Origin of the sequence: Bordetella genomosp. 12, assembly GCF_002261355.1 — a bacterium.
GTDB lineage: Bacteria > Pseudomonadota > Gammaproteobacteria > Burkholderiales > Burkholderiaceae_B > Bordetella.
In genome coordinates, this window is record NZ_NEVU01000001.1 from 487,925 (window position 1) to 507,380 (window position 19,456).

General features: G+C 65.9%; 17 protein-coding genes. 11 read left to right on the forward strand and 6 right to left on the reverse strand.

Annotated elements, in window-relative coordinates; translation table 11 throughout:
- Positions 1 to 65: 65 nt before the first annotated feature.
- Entirely contained in the window at positions 66 to 3,662 is a 3,597-nt protein-coding gene (locus CAL22_RS02365; protein WP_094810006.1) for an indolepyruvate ferredoxin oxidoreductase family protein, read from the forward strand.
- Between the two features lie 26 nt (positions 3,663 to 3,688).
- Here the strand turns inward: CAL22_RS02365 and CAL22_RS02370 are convergent, their stop codons facing one another.
- Complete coding sequence (locus CAL22_RS02370) at positions 3,689 to 4,603, reverse strand: LysR family transcriptional regulator (RefSeq protein ID WP_094810008.1); 915 nt, start codon at positions 4,601 to 4,603, stop codon at positions 3,689 to 3,691.
- A 117-nt stretch (positions 4,604 to 4,720) separates the two neighbouring features.
- Between CAL22_RS02370 and CAL22_RS02375 the strand changes: the two genes are divergently transcribed.
- Genes CAL22_RS02375 through CAL22_RS02385 form a run of 3 tightly spaced genes read left to right on the forward strand, consistent with a single transcriptional unit; the run spans position 4,721 to position 7,693 of the window.
- Positions 4,721 to 5,689 (forward strand): Bug family tripartite tricarboxylate transporter substrate binding protein, encoded by a 969-nt coding sequence (locus CAL22_RS02375; protein ID WP_094811066.1) that lies wholly within the window; start codon positions 4,721 to 4,723, stop codon positions 5,687 to 5,689.
- Positions 5,690 to 5,711: 22 nt separating this feature from the next.
- Complete coding sequence (locus CAL22_RS02380) at positions 5,712 to 6,926, forward strand: CaiB/BaiF CoA transferase family protein (RefSeq protein ID WP_094810010.1); 1,215 nt, start codon at positions 5,712 to 5,714, stop codon at positions 6,924 to 6,926.
- Entirely contained in the window at positions 6,923 to 7,693 is a 771-nt protein-coding gene (locus CAL22_RS02385) for an enoyl-CoA hydratase/isomerase family protein (protein ID WP_094810011.1), read from the forward strand. Before CAL22_RS02380 ends, CAL22_RS02385 begins: the two co-directional genes overlap by 4 nt.
- A gap of 18 nt (positions 7,694 to 7,711) precedes the next feature.
- Here the strand turns inward: CAL22_RS02385 and cheD are convergent, their stop codons facing one another.
- The 3 genes from cheD to CAL22_RS02400 form a co-directional block, all read right to left on the reverse strand.
- Entirely contained in the window at positions 7,712 to 8,386 is a 675-nt protein-coding gene (gene cheD, locus CAL22_RS02390) for a chemoreceptor glutamine deamidase CheD (protein ID WP_094810013.1), read from the reverse strand.
- A gap of 196 nt (positions 8,387 to 8,582) precedes the next feature.
- On the reverse strand, positions 8,583 to 9,491 hold the full coding sequence (locus tag CAL22_RS02395) for a cell division protein FtsX (RefSeq protein WP_094810015.1): 909 nt from the start codon (positions 9,489 to 9,491) through the stop codon (positions 8,583 to 8,585).
- Positions 9,488 to 10,159, reverse strand: coding sequence for a cell division ATP-binding protein FtsE (locus CAL22_RS02400; RefSeq protein ID WP_094810017.1), 672 nt, complete (start codon positions 10,157 to 10,159; stop codon positions 9,488 to 9,490). The genes CAL22_RS02395 and CAL22_RS02400 overlap by 4 nt, the downstream gene beginning before the upstream one ends.
- Positions 10,160 to 10,412: 253 nt before the next feature.
- On the opposite strand from CAL22_RS02400, the gene CAL22_RS02405 reads away from it, so the two are divergent.
- The 6 genes from CAL22_RS02405 to CAL22_RS02430 all read left to right on the forward strand — a co-directional run bounded on the left by CAL22_RS02405 (position 10,413) and on the right by CAL22_RS02430 (position 16,181).
- Positions 10,413 to 11,429 (forward strand): amino acid ABC transporter substrate-binding protein, encoded by a 1,017-nt coding sequence (locus tag CAL22_RS02405; protein WP_094810019.1) that lies wholly within the window; start codon positions 10,413 to 10,415, stop codon positions 11,427 to 11,429.
- 108 nt (positions 11,430 to 11,537) lie between these two features.
- Positions 11,538 to 12,728, forward strand: coding sequence for an amino acid ABC transporter permease (locus CAL22_RS02410; protein ID WP_094810021.1), 1,191 nt, complete (start codon positions 11,538 to 11,540; stop codon positions 12,726 to 12,728).
- Between the two features lies 1 nt (position 12,729).
- Complete coding sequence (locus tag CAL22_RS02415) at positions 12,730 to 13,830, forward strand: amino acid ABC transporter permease (protein WP_094810023.1); 1,101 nt, start codon at positions 12,730 to 12,732, stop codon at positions 13,828 to 13,830.
- Positions 13,831 to 13,882: 52 nt separating this feature from the next.
- Positions 13,883 to 14,623: an amino acid ABC transporter ATP-binding protein gene (locus CAL22_RS02420; protein WP_094810025.1), complete on the forward strand. Its 741-nt coding sequence runs from the start codon at positions 13,883 to 13,885 to the stop codon at positions 14,621 to 14,623.
- Positions 14,624 to 14,739: 116 nt separating this feature from the next.
- The gene (locus tag CAL22_RS02425; RefSeq protein WP_094810027.1) at positions 14,740 to 15,753 is read left to right on the forward strand and encodes a Bug family tripartite tricarboxylate transporter substrate binding protein; all 1,014 of its coding nucleotides are present in this window, start codon (positions 14,740 to 14,742) and stop codon (positions 15,751 to 15,753) included.
- Between the two features lie 17 nt (positions 15,754 to 15,770).
- Complete coding sequence (locus CAL22_RS02430; protein ID WP_094810029.1) at positions 15,771 to 16,181, forward strand: CopD family protein; 411 nt, start codon at positions 15,771 to 15,773, stop codon at positions 16,179 to 16,181.
- Between the two features lie 3 nt (positions 16,182 to 16,184).
- Here CAL22_RS02430 and glpK read toward each other — a convergent pair whose 3' ends face one another.
- Positions 16,185 to 17,696 (reverse strand): glycerol kinase GlpK, encoded by a 1,512-nt coding sequence (gene glpK / locus CAL22_RS02435; RefSeq protein ID WP_432264284.1) that lies wholly within the window; start codon positions 17,694 to 17,696, stop codon positions 16,185 to 16,187.
- Positions 17,689 to 19,143: a DHA2 family efflux MFS transporter permease subunit gene (locus CAL22_RS02440; protein WP_094810031.1), complete on the reverse strand. Its 1,455-nt coding sequence runs from the start codon at positions 19,141 to 19,143 to the stop codon at positions 17,689 to 17,691. The genes glpK and CAL22_RS02440 overlap by 8 nt, the downstream gene beginning before the upstream one ends.
- A gap of 110 nt (positions 19,144 to 19,253) precedes the next feature.
- Between CAL22_RS02440 and CAL22_RS02445 the strand changes: the two genes are divergently transcribed.
- Positions 19,254 to 19,442: a DUF3460 family protein gene (locus CAL22_RS02445; protein WP_094811070.1), complete on the forward strand. Its 189-nt coding sequence runs from the start codon at positions 19,254 to 19,256 to the stop codon at positions 19,440 to 19,442.
- Positions 19,443 to 19,456 lie beyond the last annotated feature (14 nt).

Below are 19,456 nucleotides of genomic sequence, written 5' to 3' on the forward strand. Positions count from 1 at the left end.
GTCAGTGTGCCCCACAAGGGCTGTTTCGAGCGCTGGTGTCGGCAATCCTCACCAACGGAGTAGACATGAATGCCCCTCTCACGCCGGCGCAGCGCGCCGCGCTACAGTCCGTGCATCTGGACGACAAATACACCCTGCAAACCGGCCGAGCCTGGATGAGCGGCATCCATGCCCTCGTGCGTCTGCCCATGATGCAGCGCGAGCGCGATGCCCGCGTCGGCCTGAATACCGCTGGCTTCATCTCCGGCTACCGGGGCTCGCCCCTGGGCGGGGTGGACCAGAACATGTGGAAGGCAGCCAAGTACCTGAAGGAACATCACATCGAGTTCCAGCCGGGCATCAACGAGGACCTGGCCGCCACCGCCGTGTGGGGGTCGCAGCAGGTCAATCTCTTCCCGGGCGCCAAGTACGACGGTGTGTTCGGCATGTGGTACGGCAAGGGCCCCGGCGTGGACCGCTGCGGTGACGTCTTCAAGCATGCCAACGCGGCTGGCACGTCGCGCCATGGCGGCGTGCTGGTGGTGGCCGGTGACGACCATCCCGCCAAGTCGTCCACCCTGCCGCATCAGAGCGACCACATCCTGAAGGCCTGCATGATTCCGGCGCTGTTTCCGTCCAGCGTCCAGGAAGTGCTGGATTTCGGCCTGCACGGCTGGGCCATGAGCCGCTATGCCGGGGTCTGGGTGGGCTTGAAAACCATCACCGATATCGTTGAGGTGTCGGCCTCGGTGGAGGTCGACAGCGAGCGGGTGCGCATCGTGCTGCCGGAGGATTTCATGCCGCCGCCGGATGGCCTGAATATCCGCCTGCCCGACACGCCCCTGCAGCAGGAAGCGCGCCTGCTCGACTACAAACTGTACGCGGCGCTGGCCTATGCGCGCGCCAACAAGCTCAACCGCGAGCTCTGGACCGTGCCGCAGGACCGCGCGCGGTTCGGCATCATCACTTCCGGCAAGGCCTACCTCGATACGCGGCAGGCCCTGGCCGATCTGGGCCTGTCCGAGCAGGCCTGTCAGCGGATCGGGCTGCGCCTGTTCAAGGTCGGCATGGTGTGGCCGCTGGAGGCCACCGGTGTGCAGCAGTTCGCCGAGGGCCTGGATGAAATCCTGGTGGTCGAGGAAAAGCGCCAGGTCATCGAATATCAGCTCAAGGAAGAACTGTTTTCCTGGATAGGCACGGGCAAGAAGATCCCGCGCGTGGTCGGCAAGTTCGACGACAAGGACGGCGGCGAGTGGTCGGTGCCGCAAGGCAATTGGCTGCTGCCGGCCCACTATGAATTCTCCCCGGCGATGGTCGCCAAGGCCGTCGGCGCGCGTCTGCTGCGCCTGGCGTTGCCCGAAGACGTGCGCGCCGGCATCCAGGCCCGGCTGGCCTTCATCGACGAGCGCGAGAAAGCGCTGGCCAAGCCGCGTCTGGTGGTCGATCGCAAGCCCTGGTTCTGTTCGGGCTGTCCGCACAATACCTCGACCCGCCTGCCGGAAGGCTCGCGCGGGCTGGCCGGCATCGGCTGCCACTACATGGTGACCTGGATGGGGCGCAACACCCAGGTCTTCACCCAGATGGGGGGCGAGGGCGTCCCCTGGCTGGGGCAGGCGCCGTTTACCGAAGAAAAACATGTCTTTGCCAATCTGGGCGATGGCACGTATTTTCATTCCGGCCTGCTGGCCATCCGCGCCGCGGTCGCCGCCAAGGCGCCCATCACCTACAAAATTCTCTTTAACGACGCGGTGGCCATGACGGGCGGCCAGCCGGTCGACGGCCCCATCAGTGTGCCCATGATCACCCGGCAGATGGCGGCCGAGGGCATCCAGAAGATCATCATCGTCACCGATGAACCGGAGAAGTATCAGCACGCCACCGGGCTGGCGCCGGGGGTGCCGGTCAAGCATCGCGACGAGCTCGATGGCGTCATGCGCGAGCTGCGCGAGTATCCGGACGTATCCATCCTCATCTACGACCAGACTTGCGCTACCGAAAAGCGCCGGCGCCGCAAGCGCAACGCCTATCCGGACCCCGCCCGCCGCGTGGTCATCAATGAGCGCGTCTGCGAGGGCTGCGGCGATTGCTCCGAGAAATCGCATTGCCTGTCGGTCGAGCCGCTGGAGACGGAGTTCGGGCGCAAGCGCACCATCAACCAGTCGAGCTGCAACAAGGACTTCTCCTGCCTCAAGGGGTTTTGCCCCAGTTTCGTGACGGTCGAAGGCGGCAAGCTGCGCAAGCCGCGCGCGCTCGCCGCCGAAGGCGATATCGCCGCCGGACTGGCCGAACCGCGCCAGGCGGCGATCGACGGGCATTACGGTGTGTTCATTGCCGGTGTGGGCGGCACCGGCGTGGTCACCATCGGGCAGTTGATCGGCATGGCCGCGCATCTGGAAGGCAAGGGATGCTCCGTCCTGGATATGGCCGGGCTGGCCCAGAAGGGCGGTGCGGTGTACTCCCACGTGGTGCTGGCCCCGACGCCGGGCGAGCTGATGAACACCCGCGTGGCCATGGGCGAGGCCGACCTGGTGCTGGCCGGCGATCTGGTGGTGGGCACCAGCCAGGAAGCCGTGGCGCGCATGCGCCCGGACCGCACGCGCGCCTTGGTCAACACCGATGTCGCCCCGACCGCCGCCTTTGTGCACAACCCGGACTGGACACTGCCCGGCTCCGATCTGCAGGGTGATCTGCAGCGCGTCTGCGCGGCGGTCTCGCAGATCGATGCCGCCGCGCTTGCCGTGGGCCTGCTGGGCGACGCCATTTACGCCAATCCGCTCATGATGGGTTATGCCTATCAAAAGGGCTGGCTGCCGCTGGGCGAAGCCGCGTTGTTGCGCGCCATTGAACTCAACGGCCAGCAGGTGCCCAACAATCTGGCCGCGTTTGCCTGGGGCCGGCGCGCGGCGGCGGATCTGTCCGCGGTGCAGGCGCTGATCGGGCAGGCCCCGGCCAGCCAGGAAGCGGAAATCGTCGAGGTGCGGCGCGGCGACAAGGCCGTGGTGGACTTCAAGCGTCCCGCCACCGGGCTGGCGCAGACCGTGCAGGTGCGCCGCGACTTCCTGACGGCCTATCAGAACGCCGCTTACGCCAAGCGTTATACGGACCTGGTGGATCAGGTGGCGCAGGCCGAGCGCGCCGCCACGGGCACCACCCGGCTGGCCGAGGCGGTGGCGCAGAACTACTTCAAGCTCATGGCCTACAAGGACGAGTACGAAGTGGCCCGGCTCTACAGCGACGGCGAATTCATCAAGAAAGTGGCCGCGCAATTCGAGGGCGATTGGAAGCTGAAGTTCTACCTCGCGCCGCCCATGACGGCCAAGCGCGATGCGCAGGGCGTCATGCAGAAGCGCGCTTACGGGCCGGGCATGTTGCGGGTGTTCGCTTTGCTGGCACGGCTGCGCTTTTTGCGCGGCACGCCGCTGGATGTCTTCGGGCGTACGGCCGAGCGGCGCGCCGAGCGGGAGTTGATTCGCGAGTATGCCCAGCACATGACCGCCGTCATCGGCAAACTCAATCGGGGCAATCTCGAACCGGCCGTGGCGCTGGCCAGCCTGCCGCAGGAGATCCGCGGCTATGGCCACGTCAAGGAAGCGGCGATGGCACGCGCCGAGCAAAAGCGCGAGGTGCTGCTGCGCGAGTTCAGCGCCGCGGTGCTGCCCCTGGGCGGCGCACGGGCCGCCTGAAGCCCCGCCCGGCGCGCGATCCTGCTTCAGGCGCCGGGCGCTTCTTCTGCCAGCAGGCCGGCGATCTTGTCGCCCACGGCCAGCGCGGCCATGGACAGCGGCAGGGTCGCCGAGCGGCAAAGATACACCGGCCGCCATAAGGGTTGTGGCCGGATGCGGCGCAGGCTGACCTCGCCGCGTTCGGCCTCCTGGCGCGCCGACGCGTGCGAGACGATGGTGTGCGCCACGCCGGCGGCCGCCAACTGCACCAACTGCGCAATGGCATTGGCCTCGGCGATGACGTTAAAGCGCACCCCCTTGTCCTGCTGATACCGGTTGAGCAGGCGGCGCAGGCTGTGCGGCTCGCCGGGGAGGACCAGCGGCAGCTGCGCCAGGCGGTCCAGCGTGATGCCCGGCATGGCCCGGGCGGCGCGCTTGCCTTGCGGGGGCGACACCAGCACCAACTCTTCGTCCATCACGTGCTGAAATTGCAGATCGGGCGAGCCTTCGTCGCCGAAGGTCAGCCCCAGATCGGCATGGCCGGAGCTCACGAAACCCGGAATGTAGCCGGTGCTGGCTTCGATGATTTTCAGGTAGACATCCGGCCAGTTCGCCAGGCAGGAGCGCAACAACGGCACCGTCAACAGCCGCGCCATGGACATGGGCATGGCGATGGCCACGGCGCCCCGCGGGGTGTTGCGGTCATCGCGGACATCGGCGCGCGCGGCCTCGATGCGCTCGAGAATCTCGCGCGCATGGGCCAGCATGCGCACCCCTTCGGCCGTGGGCATGACGCCGCGCGAGGTGCGGCGCAGCAGGGTGACGCCCAGTTCTTCTTCCAGCTTGCGTATCACCAGGCTCAGGGCCGGTTGCGCCAGATGCAGGCGGGTGGCCGCGCCGCTGATGGAGCCGGCCGAACAGACCGCCACGAAGCACTGCATGGCTCTGACGCTCAAGGTCATGGTGGCTTAGCTATAACAAGTTGAATATGAGTTGCATAGAGTATATGTATTTCAAATATATCGACAGCGTCTCCATAATCCATCGCCATTGCATGGCAAATAAAACCAGGAGACATGATGGCTTTGCGTACCCTTATTTCGGCGGTGGCGTTACTGATGTCGGCGCAGGCCGCGGCGGCTGGCTGGCCGGAGCGCCCGATCACCCTGCTGGTGCCCTTTTCGGCGGGCGGGCCGACCGACTTCATCGCCCGTCTGGTGGCCGAGCCGCTGGCGCGCGAGCTCGGGCAGCCGGTCATCGTGCAGAACAAGGCCGGCGCCAGCGGTAATGTGGGCTACCAAAGTGTGCTCAACGGACCGCATGATGGCTACACCTTGCTGCACAACACCGTGGGCATGCAGGCCATCAATCCGCTGATGTACCCCGAGACTAATATGAAGCCGGCGCAGGATTACGTCACGGTCGGCATCACCGGCGCCATGCCCAATGTGCTGGTCATCAATCCGCAGAAGAACGATTTCGCCAACCTGCAGGCGCTGGTCGAGCGGGGGCGCTCGGCGCCGCAGACGCTGAGCTATGCCAACTTCGGCCCGGGCAGCTCGCCCCATGTCTACGGCGCGCTGCTGCAGAAACTGGCGGGCTTCGAGGCAGTGGGCGTGCCTTACAAAGGCAGCGCCAATGCCGTGACCGACGTGCTGGGCGGGCAAGTGGACTTCCTGTTCGACAGCATGACCACCAGCCTGGGCCAGATCCAGACGGGCCGGCTCAAAGCCCTGGCCATCACGTCGGCGCAACGTTCGCCGTTGCTGCCCGATGTGCCGACGCTCAAGGAAGCGGGTTATCCCGGCGGGGATCTGAAGTTCTGGTTCTCCTTGCAGGCGCCGGCGGGAACGCCGCCCGAAGCGCAGCAGAAGCTGCGTGCCGCCATCGCGCGGGTGGTGGCCAGCGACGCGTATCGGGCCGCCATGCAGGAGCGCGGCGCCGAGGCCCTGTCGGTGGCGCCCGACGCGCTGGATGCTTTCATGACCCGCGAGACGGGCGCCTGGACGGACGCGGCGCGCTCGATCGGGCTGAAAGCGGACCACTGATTCTCTCAACGCGGTAGCAATAATGACTCCTCTGAAAGGCATGGTCGTCCTGGACTTGAGCAAGGTCCTGGCCGGACCGCTCTGCGGTCAGTATCTCGGCGAGCTGGGCGCCGAAGTCATCAAGATCGAGCCGGTGGGCAGCGGCGACGATACGCGCGCCTGGCTGCCCCAGGAAGCCGGCCAGTCCGCGACCTTTCTGGCGGTCAATCACAACAAGCGCAGCCTGGCGCTGGACCTCAAGCAGCCCGAAGGCCGGGCGGTCGTGCACCGGCTGGCCGCGTCGGCCGACATCGTGCTGCAAGGCTTTGGCGGCAAGACCGCCGCGAAGCTGGGGGTGGATGACGCCACGCTGCGCGCCATCAATCCGCGCCTGATCTATTGCGAGATCTCCGGCTATGGACGGGAAGGGCCTCTGGGCGAGGAGCCAGGCTACGACGTCATGCTGCAGGCATTCAGCGGCATGATCAGCACCATGGGCGAGCCGGGTGGCCAGTTCGCGCGCGCCAGCTTTTCGCCGGTCGATCTGGGCACCGGATCCTTCGCGTTGTCCGGTGTGCTGGCCGCGCTGCTCGAGCGCGAGCGCACGGGGCAGGGGCAGTATCTGGACGTCTCTTTGCTGGATACCTCGCTCGGATTGATGTCCTACATGGCGCAGAACTACTGGCGCACGGGCAAGGCGCCGCAACGCATGGGCACGGCGCATCCGGCGATGTGCCCCTACCAGGCCTTCCGTGCCCAGGACGGCGACCTGATGCTGGGGGTGGGCAATGATGCGCAGTGGCGGCGCTTCTGCGCCGTGGCCGGCCTGCAGGAGTATGTCGAGGCGCCCGAGTTCGCGCGCAACGCCGATCGGGTACGCAACTTCGACGCCACGGTGCAACTGGTGCAGTCGCGCATTGCCACCCGCAGCGTGCAGTCCTGGCTCGACGCGCTCAAGCCTGCCGGCGTGGCCTGCTCGCCCATCCAGACGCTGGACCAGGCGCTGGCGCATCCGCAAGTGGCCGCGCGCGGCATCGTGGCCGAAAGCGAACACCCCGTGCTGGGCACGGTGCGGCAGGTCGGTCTGCCGGTGCGCTTTGGCCGCCAGGCGCGGCAGGTGCGGCGCGCCGCGCCGCTGCTGGGCGAGCACAGCCGGGCCATCCTCACCGAAGCCGGCTATAGCGACGACGAGATCGCGGCGCTGTTGCAGCGCGGCGCGGTACAGGCCGATGGCAGCCAGGCAGGAGCCAACGCATGAGTTCTATCCGCTACAAAGTCCGTGACCGTCTGGCCGAGATCCGGCTGTGCCATGCGCCGGTCAACGCGCTGGACATCGAGGTGCTCGATGCCCTGATTGCCGCCTTGCGCCGCGCCGATGCTGATCCGCAGGTGCGCGCCATTCTGCTGGCCAGCGATCTGCCCGGACGTTTCTGCGCCGGCCTGGATCTCAAGCGGCTGCTCGCCAGCAGCCCGACGCAGATCCACGCCTTGCTCAGCCGGCTCTACATCCAGCTCTACGACACGCAGTTTCAGTTGAGCAAGCCCTCGATCTCGGTGGTCAGCGGCGCGGTGCGCGGCGGCGGCATGACCGTGGCCATCTCCAGCGATATGCTGGTCTGCGCCGACACCGCGACCTTCGGCTACCCGGAGATCGACGTCGGCGTGCTGCCGGCCATTCACTATGCGCATCTGCCGCGCATCGTCGGCAAGCACCGCGCCTTCGACCTGCTTTTCACCGGGCGCATCTTCGATGCGGGCGAGGCGCGTGATCTGGGATTGGTGGCGCGGGTATGCGCCGAGGATGTGTTGATGGATCGCGCCAGGGAGCTGGCGCAATCGCTGGCCGCCAAACCGCGTGAGGTGCTGGCCATGGGGCGGCGCGCCTTCGTCTATGCCACCGATGGCGATTACCGCCGCAACGTGGCCGCCGCGGTCGAGGTGTTCTGCAATGCCGCGGCCACGCCGCAGGCGCGCGAAGGGATGCTGGCTTTCGCCGAAAAACGCGCACCGCGCTGGACGGACTGACCGCCTCGCCCCGCCGGGCTAGGACTGGCCTGCAGGGCGGCGCGGCGTCGTGAACAGCTCGACTTTCATTTTGGGGCGATCGAATCGCTCCACGCGCGGCGCCGAGCGCGAGTTGTCCTGGGCGGTCTGGGCCGCAAGCCGCTCGCGGTGGGCGATGACTTCTTCGGCCCGCGCATGATGCGCGGCCATCTTGCGCACCAGCACCCGGCCATCGCGCGGGAAGTAATGAATGCGCCGCGCATGGATGTCGCCCAGATCCTGGGCGAGCACCGGAATGCCTTCCGTTTTGAGGTACTGCAGCACAAAGCGCCCATTGCGCTCGCCGATGTTCATCTGCTGCATGGCGCTGAGCACCGCGCCGCCACCGAAGACCTTGGCCTGCAGGCGCTCGCGCGCCGCGCCGGCCTTGAGCATTTCATTGATCAGCACTTCCATGGCGAAGGCGCCATAGCGCATGGTCGAGGAGGCGGGCGATTGGGCATCGCCCTCGGGCAACATGAAGTGATTCATGCCGCCCACGCCGGTGAGCGGATCCCGCAGACAGGCCGCCACGCAGGAACCCAGTACCGTGGACAGCATGAGGTCTTCGCCGCTGGTGACGAAGTACTCATTCGGCAAGACCTTGACCGCCTGGCTGTTGAACGTGCTGTCGAAATAATGGCGGGAGGCGCGGGCGTCGAGGCGGGCTGTCATGGGCAGACTCAGCAGAGGTCAGACCGCAAAAACCGGGCTGGGTTTCAAATTGTTAGCTTCGTTCGCAATATTCTGCCGTATCTGCATGACCTTTGTCTTGCACGAGATGGCGCGGCGGGTCCGGGGCCACAAAGCAAAGCGCCCGTTCAGACAGGGTAGGCCTGAACGGGCGCCGGCTTTCGATCGATCAAGGGCCTTAAAAGCGAGTACTGCGCGTGACTGACCAGCGCGCCGACAGGGCGCCCAGGACGCCGGCAGCCACGACCGCGGCGGCCAGCGCGGGCCAATGCGGCAGATGCAGGGCGAATTCGGTGCTGTAGCTGCGCGCCAGGCGCAGCACGGCCTGGTTCAGCGGCACCAGGGCGGCGGCCGCCGCGCCGATGGCCAGCAGCGCGGCCAGCGCGCCGGACAGGGCGCCCTGGTAGAGGAAGGGCCGGCGCACGAAGGACTCGGTGGCGCCGACCAGGCGGGCCACCGCGATTTCCTCGCGCTGCGTCAGCGCCTGCATACGCACGGTGTTGAAGACGGTGGCCAGCACGACCACTGCCACGCAGATCGCCAGAAAACCCAGCCCCAGGCTGGCAAAGCGCAGGATGGCCTCCAGCCGCTGCACCCAGGCGCTGTCGAGCTGGACCTGATCCACGTACTGCCATTTGCGCCAGCCATCGGCCAGGGCGCCGGCGCGCTTGGCCAGATCGTTGCCGTCGGCCAGGGTGACCACCACGGCATCGGGCAGCGGATTGCCGGGCAGCACGGCCAGGGCGCCTTCCCAGGCGGGATTCTGGCGCAGTGTCTTGAGCGCCTGATCGCGCGGCACCTGGCGCACGGCGGCGATCTGCTCGCTGAACTCGCGCGCGATGCGTTCGGTGATGGCCGTGGCGGTGCCGGCCGGCGCGGTCGGCTGGATGTACAGGGTCAGTTCGGGCGTGACCGAGATCTGGCGCGCCAGGGGTTGCACCGAGACCAGCACGGCGCTGCCCAGCAAGGGCAGGGCGAGCACCAGCGCCATGACCAGCAGATTGGCCAGCCAGGAAAACGGTTGCGCGGCCAGGCGCTTCAGGGTGATGGACAGCGCGTAGCGATGTTGCCGCAGCCAGGACTTCATGCGGCCTCTCCTTGCGTGTCGTGGAATTTGCCCAGATCGATGCGCAGCGTGCGCCGCGTGTAACGCGCCATCAGTTGCTGGTCGTGGGAGGCGATCAGGGTCGTGACCCCGACACGGTTGAAGTCACGGAACACATTCATGATGCGCTGGGCGTTGTCGTCGTCCAGATTGGCGGTGGGCTCGTCGGCGATCAGGATGGCCGGGCGGTTGACGATGGCGCGGGCAATGGCCAGGCGCTGCTGTTCGCCACCGGACAATTCGATGGGGTTGAGGTCTTCTTTGCCAGCCAGACCGACCTTGTCCAGGGCGGCCCGGGCGCGGGCTGCGGCGGCGTCCGAGGCCTGGCCCGTGACCGACAGGGGCAGCATGACATTGGCCAGCGCGCTGCGGTCATAGAGCAGATGGGTGTCCTGCAGGATGACGCTGACGGCGCGGCGCAGGTAGGGCCGGGCGCGCAGGGACAGTTTGTCCAGCCGCTGGCCATGCACCTGTATGGAGCCCCGGCTGGGGGGCTCCAGGCCGGCGATCAGCTTGAGCAGGGTGGATTTGCCGGCGCCCGAAGGCCCCGAGACAAAGACGAATTCCCCCGCATCCACGCGGAAGTTGATGTCGGCCAGGATATTCCGGCCGCGACCATAGGATTTGAAGACGTGCTGGAATTCGATCATGGCGAGCAGGCAGATGAAGCTGCAATAGTAACTCTGCCGTATCTTGCCATGCCAGACGCCTGGCTGCCTGAGCGATGGGTGGGGCGGCGGTCTCCTACAGGCCTTGCGGACCGGCGGATTGCGTCCCCGAAATGCGGAAAATACGGAAAGGGATTTCCCCCATGTCCCCAAATTTAACCAACCTTTACCATCCGCCAAAGCACGTTGGCCCACCAGGCTGGCGCTTCGATGTCATCCTTACACGGAGATCACCATGAAAGCACTGAAATTGGCCGCTCTGGGCGCCGCATTGTTCGCCGCCAGCTCGGCAGCTCACGCTGGCGCAACCTTCGACAACGTGAAGAAGAAGGGTTTCGTCCAGTGCGGCGTGTCCACCGGTATTCCCGGCTTTTCCATTGCCGATAGCAAGGGTGAATGGAAAGGCATCGACGTCGACATGTGCCGCGCCATCGCCGCCGCCATGTTCGGCGACGCGACCAAGTTCAAGGTCACGCCGCTGAACACGCAGCAGCGCTTCACCGCCCTGCAATCCGGCGAAGTCGACGCGCTGACCCGCAACACTACCGTCACCCAGACTCGCGACACCACCCTGGGCCTGATCGGCGTGGGCGTGAATTACTACGACAGCCAGGGCGTGATGGTCTCCAAGGACCTGGGCGTCAAGAGCGCCAAGGAATTGGGCGGCGCGACCATCTGCGTGCAGCCTGGCACGACCACCGAACTGAACCTGGCCGACTGGTTCCGCGCAAACAAGATCGAGTTCAAGCCGGTGGTGATCGACAAGTACGACGAAATCGTGCGCGCCTTCTCGGCCGGCCGCTGCGATGCCTTCACGACGGACAAGTCGCAACTCGCCTCGACCCGCACCACGCTCGAGAATCCCGACAAATACATCATCCTGCCGGAAGACTTCTCCAAGGAGCCGCTGGGCCCCATGGTGCGCCAGGGCGATGAGCAATGGTTCAACGTCGTGCGCTGGGCGCTCAACGCCATGCTGGAGGCCGAAGAGTACGGCATCACCTCCAAAAACGTGGACGAGCAGCTCAAGAGCTCCAATCCCAACGTGCAGCGCATCCTGGGCGTGACCCCGGGCATGGGCAAGAACCTGGGCGTGGACGACAAATGGGCCTATAACATCATCAAGCAGGTGGGCAACTACGGCGAAAGCTTCGAATCCACGCTGGGCAAGGGTGGTCCGATGAAGCTGGAGCGTGGTCTGAACGCCTCCTACAAACAGGGCGGCCTGATGTACGGCTGGCCGGTGCGCTAAGCACAGTGGTTTACCGGCCGGGTGCGCCGCACCCGGCCGAGCCCGTGCGGAGCGGGTAGCTACGGGCGGCATGCCGTCGCCTTGAATCCGTTATTGGCAGAAGCATCTATGGCGACAACCCAGAAAAACGCCCCGGCCCAGGCGCCGCGACGTCGAATCAGCTGGAATGATCCCGGTTTTCGCGCCGTGGTCTACCAGGTGGTCGCAGTGGGGCTGGTGGCACTGGCTGTCTGGTTCCTGGTGTCCAACACCTTGCACAACCTGGCAGTGCGCAATATTTCTACCGGCTTTGGCTTTCTCAACAGGGAAGCCGGTTTCGCGATCGGCGAGACGCCCATCGCTTATTCCCCTTCGGATACCTATGGCCGCGCCATTCTGGTGGGCCTGCTCAACACGCTGCGCGTGGCCGTGCTCGGCATCGTGCTGGCCACTATCCTGGGCACGCTGATCGGTATCGGCCGGTTGTCCAAGAACTGGCTGGTCGCGCGCCTGACGTCGCTCTACGTCGAGGTCATGCGCAACGTGCCGCTGCTGCTGCAGCTTTTCTTCTGGTATGCGCTGATCACCGAGAACATGCCCGGGCCGCGCCAGGCGCACAATCCCTTGCCGGGCGTGTTCATCTCCAACCGGGGCGTCAAAGTGCCGGAAGCGGTCGGCGCCTCGCTGGATTGGATACTGCTCGGGCTGGGCCTGGCCATCGTCGCCACGCTGGTGCTGGGCCATTGGGCCCGCAAGCGCCAGCACGAAACCGGGCAGGTGTTTCCGCTGGGCCGTGCCGCGTTGGCCCTGCTGATCCTGTGTCCGGTGGTGGGCTGGCTGTTGAGCGGCATGCAGCTGTCGCTGTCCATGCCCGAGCTCAAGGGCTTCAACTTCCAGGGCGGCCTGACGCTGACGCCGGAGTTCGCCGCGCTGTTGGCCGGGCTGGTGATCTATACCTCGGCCTTCATCGCCGAGGTGGTGCGCTCCGGCATCCAGGCCGTCAATAGCGGCCAATGGGAAGCGGCCAGTTCGCTGGGCCTGCGCCGTTCGCAGGTGTTGCGGCTGGTGATCCTGCCGCAGGCGCTGCGCGTGATCATCCCGCCCATGACCAGCCAGTACCTCAACCTCACCAAGAACAGCTCGCTGGCCGTGGCCATCGGCTATCCGGACATCGTGTCGGTGGTCAACACCACGCTGAACCAGACGGGCCAGGCGATCGAGGGCATCCTCATCATCATGGCGGCCTACCTGACGGTCAGCCTGTCGATCTCCATCTTCATGAACTGGTACAACAAGCGCATTGCGCTGGTGGAGCGTTGATATGAGCAGCACTACGCAAACCCCGCGCTCCGACCTGCCGCCGCCCGCCCATCATGTCGGCGTCTGGGCCTGGATGAAGACGCGCTTGTTTTCCTCGCCTTTGTCCATTCTGGCCACGGTGTTGCTGGCCTGGCTGGTGATCATGGCCGTGCCGGCGCTGGTGGAGTGGGCCCTCATCCGGGCCAATTTCACGGCCACCTCGGCGCAGGAATGCCGGGCCTCGGGCGGCGCCTGCTGGGCTTTCATCGTCGAGAAACACCGCCTCATTCTGTTCGGCACCTATCCCTACGATGAGCAGTGGCGGCCGCTGATCGCGACCTTCATCCTGATCGCGGTCATCATCGTCAGCGGCATGCGCCGCTTCTGGAAGCCCATTCTGGCCTTGATCTGGGTCGTGGGCCTGTCGCTGGTGGCGGTGCTCATGTGGGGCGGCGTGCTGGGCCTGACCTACGTCGAGAACAGCCGCTGGGGCGGGCTGCCGCTCACGCTCATTCTGTCGACCTTCGGCATTGCCTTCGCCTTTCCGTTCGGTGTGCTGCTGGCCCTGGGCCGGCGCTCGCACATGCCGGCGATCAAGACGCTGTGCGTGGTCTACATCGAGCTGATCCGCGGCGTGCCGTTGATCAGCCTGCTGTTCATGTCGTCGGTCATGTTGCCCTTGTTTCTGCCGGAGGGGTTTTCGATCGACAAACTGCTGCGCGCGCAGATCGCCATCATCCTGTTCGCGGCGGCTTATATCGCCGAGACCGTGCGCGGCGGGCTGCAGGCCATCCCCAAGGGGCAATACGAAGGGGCTGATTCGCTCGGGCTGTCTTACTGGCAGAAGATGCGCAAGATCATTCTGCCGCAGTCGCTGAAGATCGTCATTCCGCCGCTGGTCAGCATCTTTATTTCGCTGTTCAAGGACACCTCGCTGGTCGTGATCATCGGTATTTTCGATCTGACCCTGGCGGCCAAGGCGGCCTTGTCGGATGCGGCCTGGCGCGGTTTCAGCGTGGAAGCCTATATCTTCATCTCGCTGATCTACTTCGTCTTCTGCTTCTCGATGTCCAAATACAGCCAGAGGCTGGAGCGCCGCCTGGCGACCGGTCATCAACGATAGAAACGCGCCGGCCGACCTCGCGGCGGCCGGTCACTTTTTCGGGAGTACAGGCATGTCCAATGCCATCATCCGCCTGCAGGACGTCAACAAGTGGTACGGCCAGTTCCACGTCTTGCGCAACATCAATCTGGACGTGGCACCCGGCGAACGTATCGTGATCTGTGGCCCCTCCGGTTCGGGCAAGTCCACCATGATCCGGTGCATCAACCGGCTCGAGGAGCACCAGCAAGGCAAGATCATCGTCGATGGCACCGAGCTGACCAACGACCTCAAACAGATCGAGACCATCCGCAAGGATGTCGGGATGGTGTTTCAGCACTTCAATCTGTTCCCGCACCTGACGGTGCTGGAAAACCTGACCCTCGGGCCGGTCTGGGTGCTGAAGAAATCGCGCGCCGAGGCCGAGGCCACGGCCATGAAATACCTCGAACGCGTGCGCATCCCGGATCAGGCGCATAAGTTTCCGGGCCAGCTCTCCGGCGGGCAGCAGCAGCGCGTGGCCATTGCCCGCTCGCTATGCATGAGCCCCAAAATCATGCTGTTTGACGAGCCGACGTCGGCCCTCGATCCGGAAATGGTCAAGGAGGTGCTGGACGTCATGGTGAGCCTGGCGCAGGAAAGCGGCATGACCATGCTGTGCGTGACCCACGAAATGGGGTTTGCGCGCAAGGTCGCCAACCGCGTCATCTTCATGGACCGTGGCGAGATCATCGAAGAGAACACGCCCGACGCGTTCTTTGACCATCCGCAGAACGAGCGCACCAAGCTGTTTCTCAGCCAGATTCTTCACTGACGCCTTGCGCGGCCGCAAGCGGCCGCGTGGGGGGCACGCCCGGACAGGGATGGCTGCGTTATGCTACGGGCCAAACCAAACAGACGTACACAAAACATCCCTGTCCGGAGACTCTCATGACTCGTTCTCTCGTGTCCGCCTCGCGCCGCGCGCTGCTGGGCGGCGCCCTGGCCCTGGCCGCCAGCCTGTCCCTGCTGGCGCCGGCCGCCGCACAGACCGACTTCCCCAGCAAACCCTTGCGCTTTATCGTGCCTTACCCGCCCGGCGGTCCGCTGGACACCATGGCGCGCCTGTTGGCCGAAAAAGTGCGCGATTCGCTGGGCCAGCCCGTCATCGTCGAGAACAAGGCGGGCGCGGGCGGCAATATCGGCGCCGATCTGGTGGCCAAGGCCGCCCCAGATGGCTATACGCTGGTGATGGGGGCGGTGGCCACGCATGCCATCAATCCTTTTCTGTTTGCCAACCTGCCCTACGATCCCATCAAGGACTTCGCGCCCATCACCATCGTGGCTTCGGTGCCCAATGTGCTGGTCATGAACGTCGAGTTCGCGCAGAAGAACAACATCAAGGACGTGGCCGATCTGGTCGCCTACGCCAAGAAGAACCCGGGCCGTCTGAACTATGGCTCGGGGGGCAATGGCAGCGCAGGCCATTTGTCCGGCGAGCTGCTCAAGGCCCGCGCCGGCATCTCGGCCGAACATATCCCTTATCAGGGCGCGGCCCCGGCCCAGCTGGCCTTGCTGTCGGGTCAATCGGATTTCATGTTCGACAACCTGGCTGCCTCGGCTCCGCTCATCAAGGACGGCAAGGTCAAGGCGCTGGCGGTCACGACGGCCAAGCGGTCTTCGCTGCTGCCCGATGTGCCGACCGTGGAAGAGTCGGGCGTCAAGGGCTTTGACCTGGGCACCTGGTTCGGCGTGTTCGCGCCCGGCGGCACGCCTGCGCCGGTGGTCGCCAAGCTCAACAAGGCCTATAGCGATGCGCTGAACCGGCCGGAAGTGCGCGAGCGTCTGCTGACCATGGGCTCGGAGCAGGGGCCGATGAGCGCCGAAGCGTTCGCCGCCTTCGTCAAGGCCGAGAAGGACAAATACCAGGAGATCGTCAAGATCTCGGGCGCCAGCCTGAACTGAGCGGGTCCGGCAGCCCCATGTTGATGTACACCACCGTCAAGATCGTGCATGTGCTGGCGATCACGGTCTGGATACTCGGCCTGCTGTGGCTGTCCTCGACCACGGGTTTCTCGGCCGCGTCGGCGGCCAGCCTGCGGCGGATGGCGCGCTGGAACCACCGGGTGGTGCTGCCGGCCATGGCCTTGACCTGGTGCTGTGGCCTGATCATGGGCGGCATGGTGGGCTGGTTTGGCCAGCTCTGGCTGGACGTCAAAATGGGCCTGGTGCTGCTGTTGACCCTGCTGCAGTGGTGGCAGACCCGGGTGTTGCGGCGCATGTTGGATGAGGCGGAATACCGGGCCCCCGGCTGGATGGGCTTGTCCGGCGCCGCGGTATTTCTGCTCACGGCGCTGGCGATCACGCTGGCGGTGGCCAAGCCCTTTTTCTGAGCCTCAGGACGCTGGTCGGGCCCAGTTCTTGGCCAGTTCGACGGCCTGGCGCCAACGCTGCATGCGTGCCTGGCGCACTGGCGCCGGCCAGCGTGGCTCGAAACTGCGTTCGGCCTGCCATTGCCCGGCGAACTCCTGTGGATCGCTCCAGAAACCGACCGCCAGGCCGGCCAGGCCCGCCGCGCCCCGGGCGGTGGACTCCGCGACCCGGGGGCGCACGACCGGCACGCCCAGCAGATCGGCCTGCATCTGCATCAGCAGATCGTTGCGCGAGGCGCCGCCGTCGACGCGCAATTCCGAGAGCGGGATGCCGCTGTCGGAATTCATGCATTCGAGCAGTTCGGCGCTTTGCAGGGCGATGGATTCGAGGGTGGCGCGCGCAATGTGCGCCCGGGTCGTGCCGCGAGTCAGGCCGACTAGCGTGCCGCGCGCGTAGGGATCCCAGTGCGGCGCGCCCAGCCCGGCGAACGCCGGCACCATGAAGACATCATCGGTGTCCGCCACGCTGGCGGCCAGGGGTTCGATATCTTCGGCATGCTGGATGATGCCCAGCCCGTCGCGCAGCCATTGCACGGCCGCGCCCGCCACGAAGACCCCGCCTTCGAGCATATAGGTGCTGCGCCAGCCCGCGGCCTCGGGCAGACCCCAGCCCACCGTGGCCAGCAGATGGTTATGCGAGGCCACCGGCTGGTCGCCCACGTTCATAAGCATGAAGCAGCCTGTGCCATAGGTGTTCTTGGCCATGCCGGGCGTAAAGCAGGCCTGGCCGAAGGTCGCGGCTTGCTGGTCGCCGGCCACCCCGGCGATGGGGATGGGCCCGCCCAGCCACTCGGGGCTGGCTTGGCCGATGACCGCGCTGCTGGGCGCGACCTGGGGCAGCACCGAGCGCGGGATGTTCAGCAGACTAAGAATCTCGTCGTTCCAGTCCTGAGTGTGCAGGTCGAACAGCATGGTGCGCGAGGCGTTGCTGGGGTCGGAGCTGTGCACCGCGCCGCCGGTCAATTGCCACACCAGCCAGGTGTCCACGGTGCCGAAGGCCAGTTCGCCGCGTTCGGCGGCCGGGCGCGCGCCCGGCACATGGTCGAGCAGCCAGGCGAGCTTGGTGCCCGAGAAGTAAGCATCGACGACCAGGCCGGTGCGCTGCTGCAGCCAGTCGGCATGGCCGTCGCGGCGCAGTTGTTCGCACAGGGGGGCGGTGCGGCGGTCCTGCCAGACGATGGCGCGCGCCAGGGGCCGGCCGGTGGCGCGCTCCCAGAGCAAGGTGGTTTCGCGTTGGTTGGTAATGCCGATAGCGGCCAGATCGGCCGCGCTCGCGCCGGCGTTGCGCAGGGCCTCGCGCGCGACTTCGAGCTGGCTGCTCCAGATCTCCAGCGCGTCATGCTCCACCCAGCCCGGGCGGGGATAGTATTGACGGAACTCCCGCTGGCCGACGCCGCGCACGGCGCCCTGGCGGTCAAACACGATGGCCCGGGAGCTGGTCGTGCCCTGATCCAGGGCGAGCACGTAGTCACTCATCGTCAGTTTGCACCTTGTTCCGGTTGAGGAGTGCGCCGGCGTCCGGCGCCAGACGGCGGAAGGACAGGGTGGACAGCGCGCACAGCAGGCCGATGGTGATGAAGGCCACGATGACATCCGGCACGGCCAGATGGTCGTCGCCGCGCACCGCCATGCTCAGGTTGAGCGTAATGGCCGCCACGCCCACGCCCAGGCTGATGCCCAGTTGCTGCGCCATGGCCGAAAAGCTGCTGGCGCGGCTCATTTTCTCGGCAGGAATGTCCGCGTAGGACAGCGTGTTGACCCCGGTGAATTGCAGCGAGCGGAAGAATCCGCCGATCAGCAGAATGAGGATCATCAACCAGACCGGTGTCTGAGGGGTGAACAGGGCGCAGGCCATGATGAACAGCCCGGTCAGCACCGCGTTGATGGTGAGCACACGGCGAAAGCCGAAGTGCTGCACGATGGGCGTGGCGACAAATTTCATCAGCAGCGCGCCGGCCGCGCTGGCGAAGGTGATCATGCCGGCCTCAAAGGGCGACAGGCCAAAGCCCACCTGCAGCAGCATGGCCAGCAGAAAGGGCACCGCGCCCACCGCGAAGCGGCACAGATTGCCGCCCAGCGTGGAGATGGCAAAGGTCGGAATGCGCAGCAGCGTCAGGTCCAGGATGGGATAGGCGACGCGTTTGGCATGCCACAGATAGAGCAGGCCGCAAGCCAGCCCGCCGATGAGCAGCAGGGCCAGCAGCGCGGGGCTGAGCAGGCCATGGCCCAGCGCCTCGAAGCCGCTGACCAGGCCGGCCAGACAGACCGAACTCAGGATGAACCCCACCACGTCCAGGCGCGGGGTGTTGTCCATGCGGATTTCCTCGACGAAATGCAGCACCAGGTAGATGCCGATCATGCCGATGGGCACGTTGATCAGAAAGATCCAGTGCCAGGACATATAGGTGACCATGAAGCCGCCCAGCGGCGGGCCGATGACCGGACCCAGCAGCGCGGGGATGGACAGAAAGGACATCGCCTTGAGCAAGTCCTGCTTGGGCACCGTGCGCAGCAGGATGACACGGCCCACCGGCACCATCATGGCGCCGGCCAGGCCCTGCACGATGCGGGCGATGACCAGTTGCGACAGGTTTTGTGACACCGCACAGGCCACCGAGCTCAAGGCAAACAGGGCGATCGCGCTGACGAAGACCCGGCGCGCGCCAAAACGGTCGGCGGCCCAACCGCTGATGGGTACGAATACGGCCACCGCGAGCAGATAGGAGGTGATGGCGACGTTCAGTCGCACCGGGGTCGAACCGAGCGCGGCCGCCATGGCCGGCAGCGCGGTCGCCACCACGGTGGAGTCCAGCATCTGCATGAACAGCGCGCAGCCGACGATAAACGGGATCATGCGAGCCGCGCGCGCGGCCTTGGGATCGGTCAGGGAAGACGAGGCGGCTGAGGCGGGTTCGGCGGGCATGGGCGGCTGGTGGAAAAGTGCCGGTCGATTGTACCGCCGTCGACGGCGGCGGCCCGGCCTGCCTACAGTACACTATGTACTATCCCGTCACCTTATCTGTGTGCTTTGCCATGGCCAAGAATTACGAATCCGAGATCACCAAGTTCCTGAAGGACTACAAGGCCAGCCACCCCGGCACCGAAGAGGGCCAGCGTGAGGGCCGTGCCCGCCTGTGGGACAAGCCGCAGGACACCGAGCTGCTCGAAGGCTTCCGCGCCGCGCGCGTGCCGCAAAAGCCTTACGTCTACCAGGCCGACTGAGGCCGGCCGGCAGC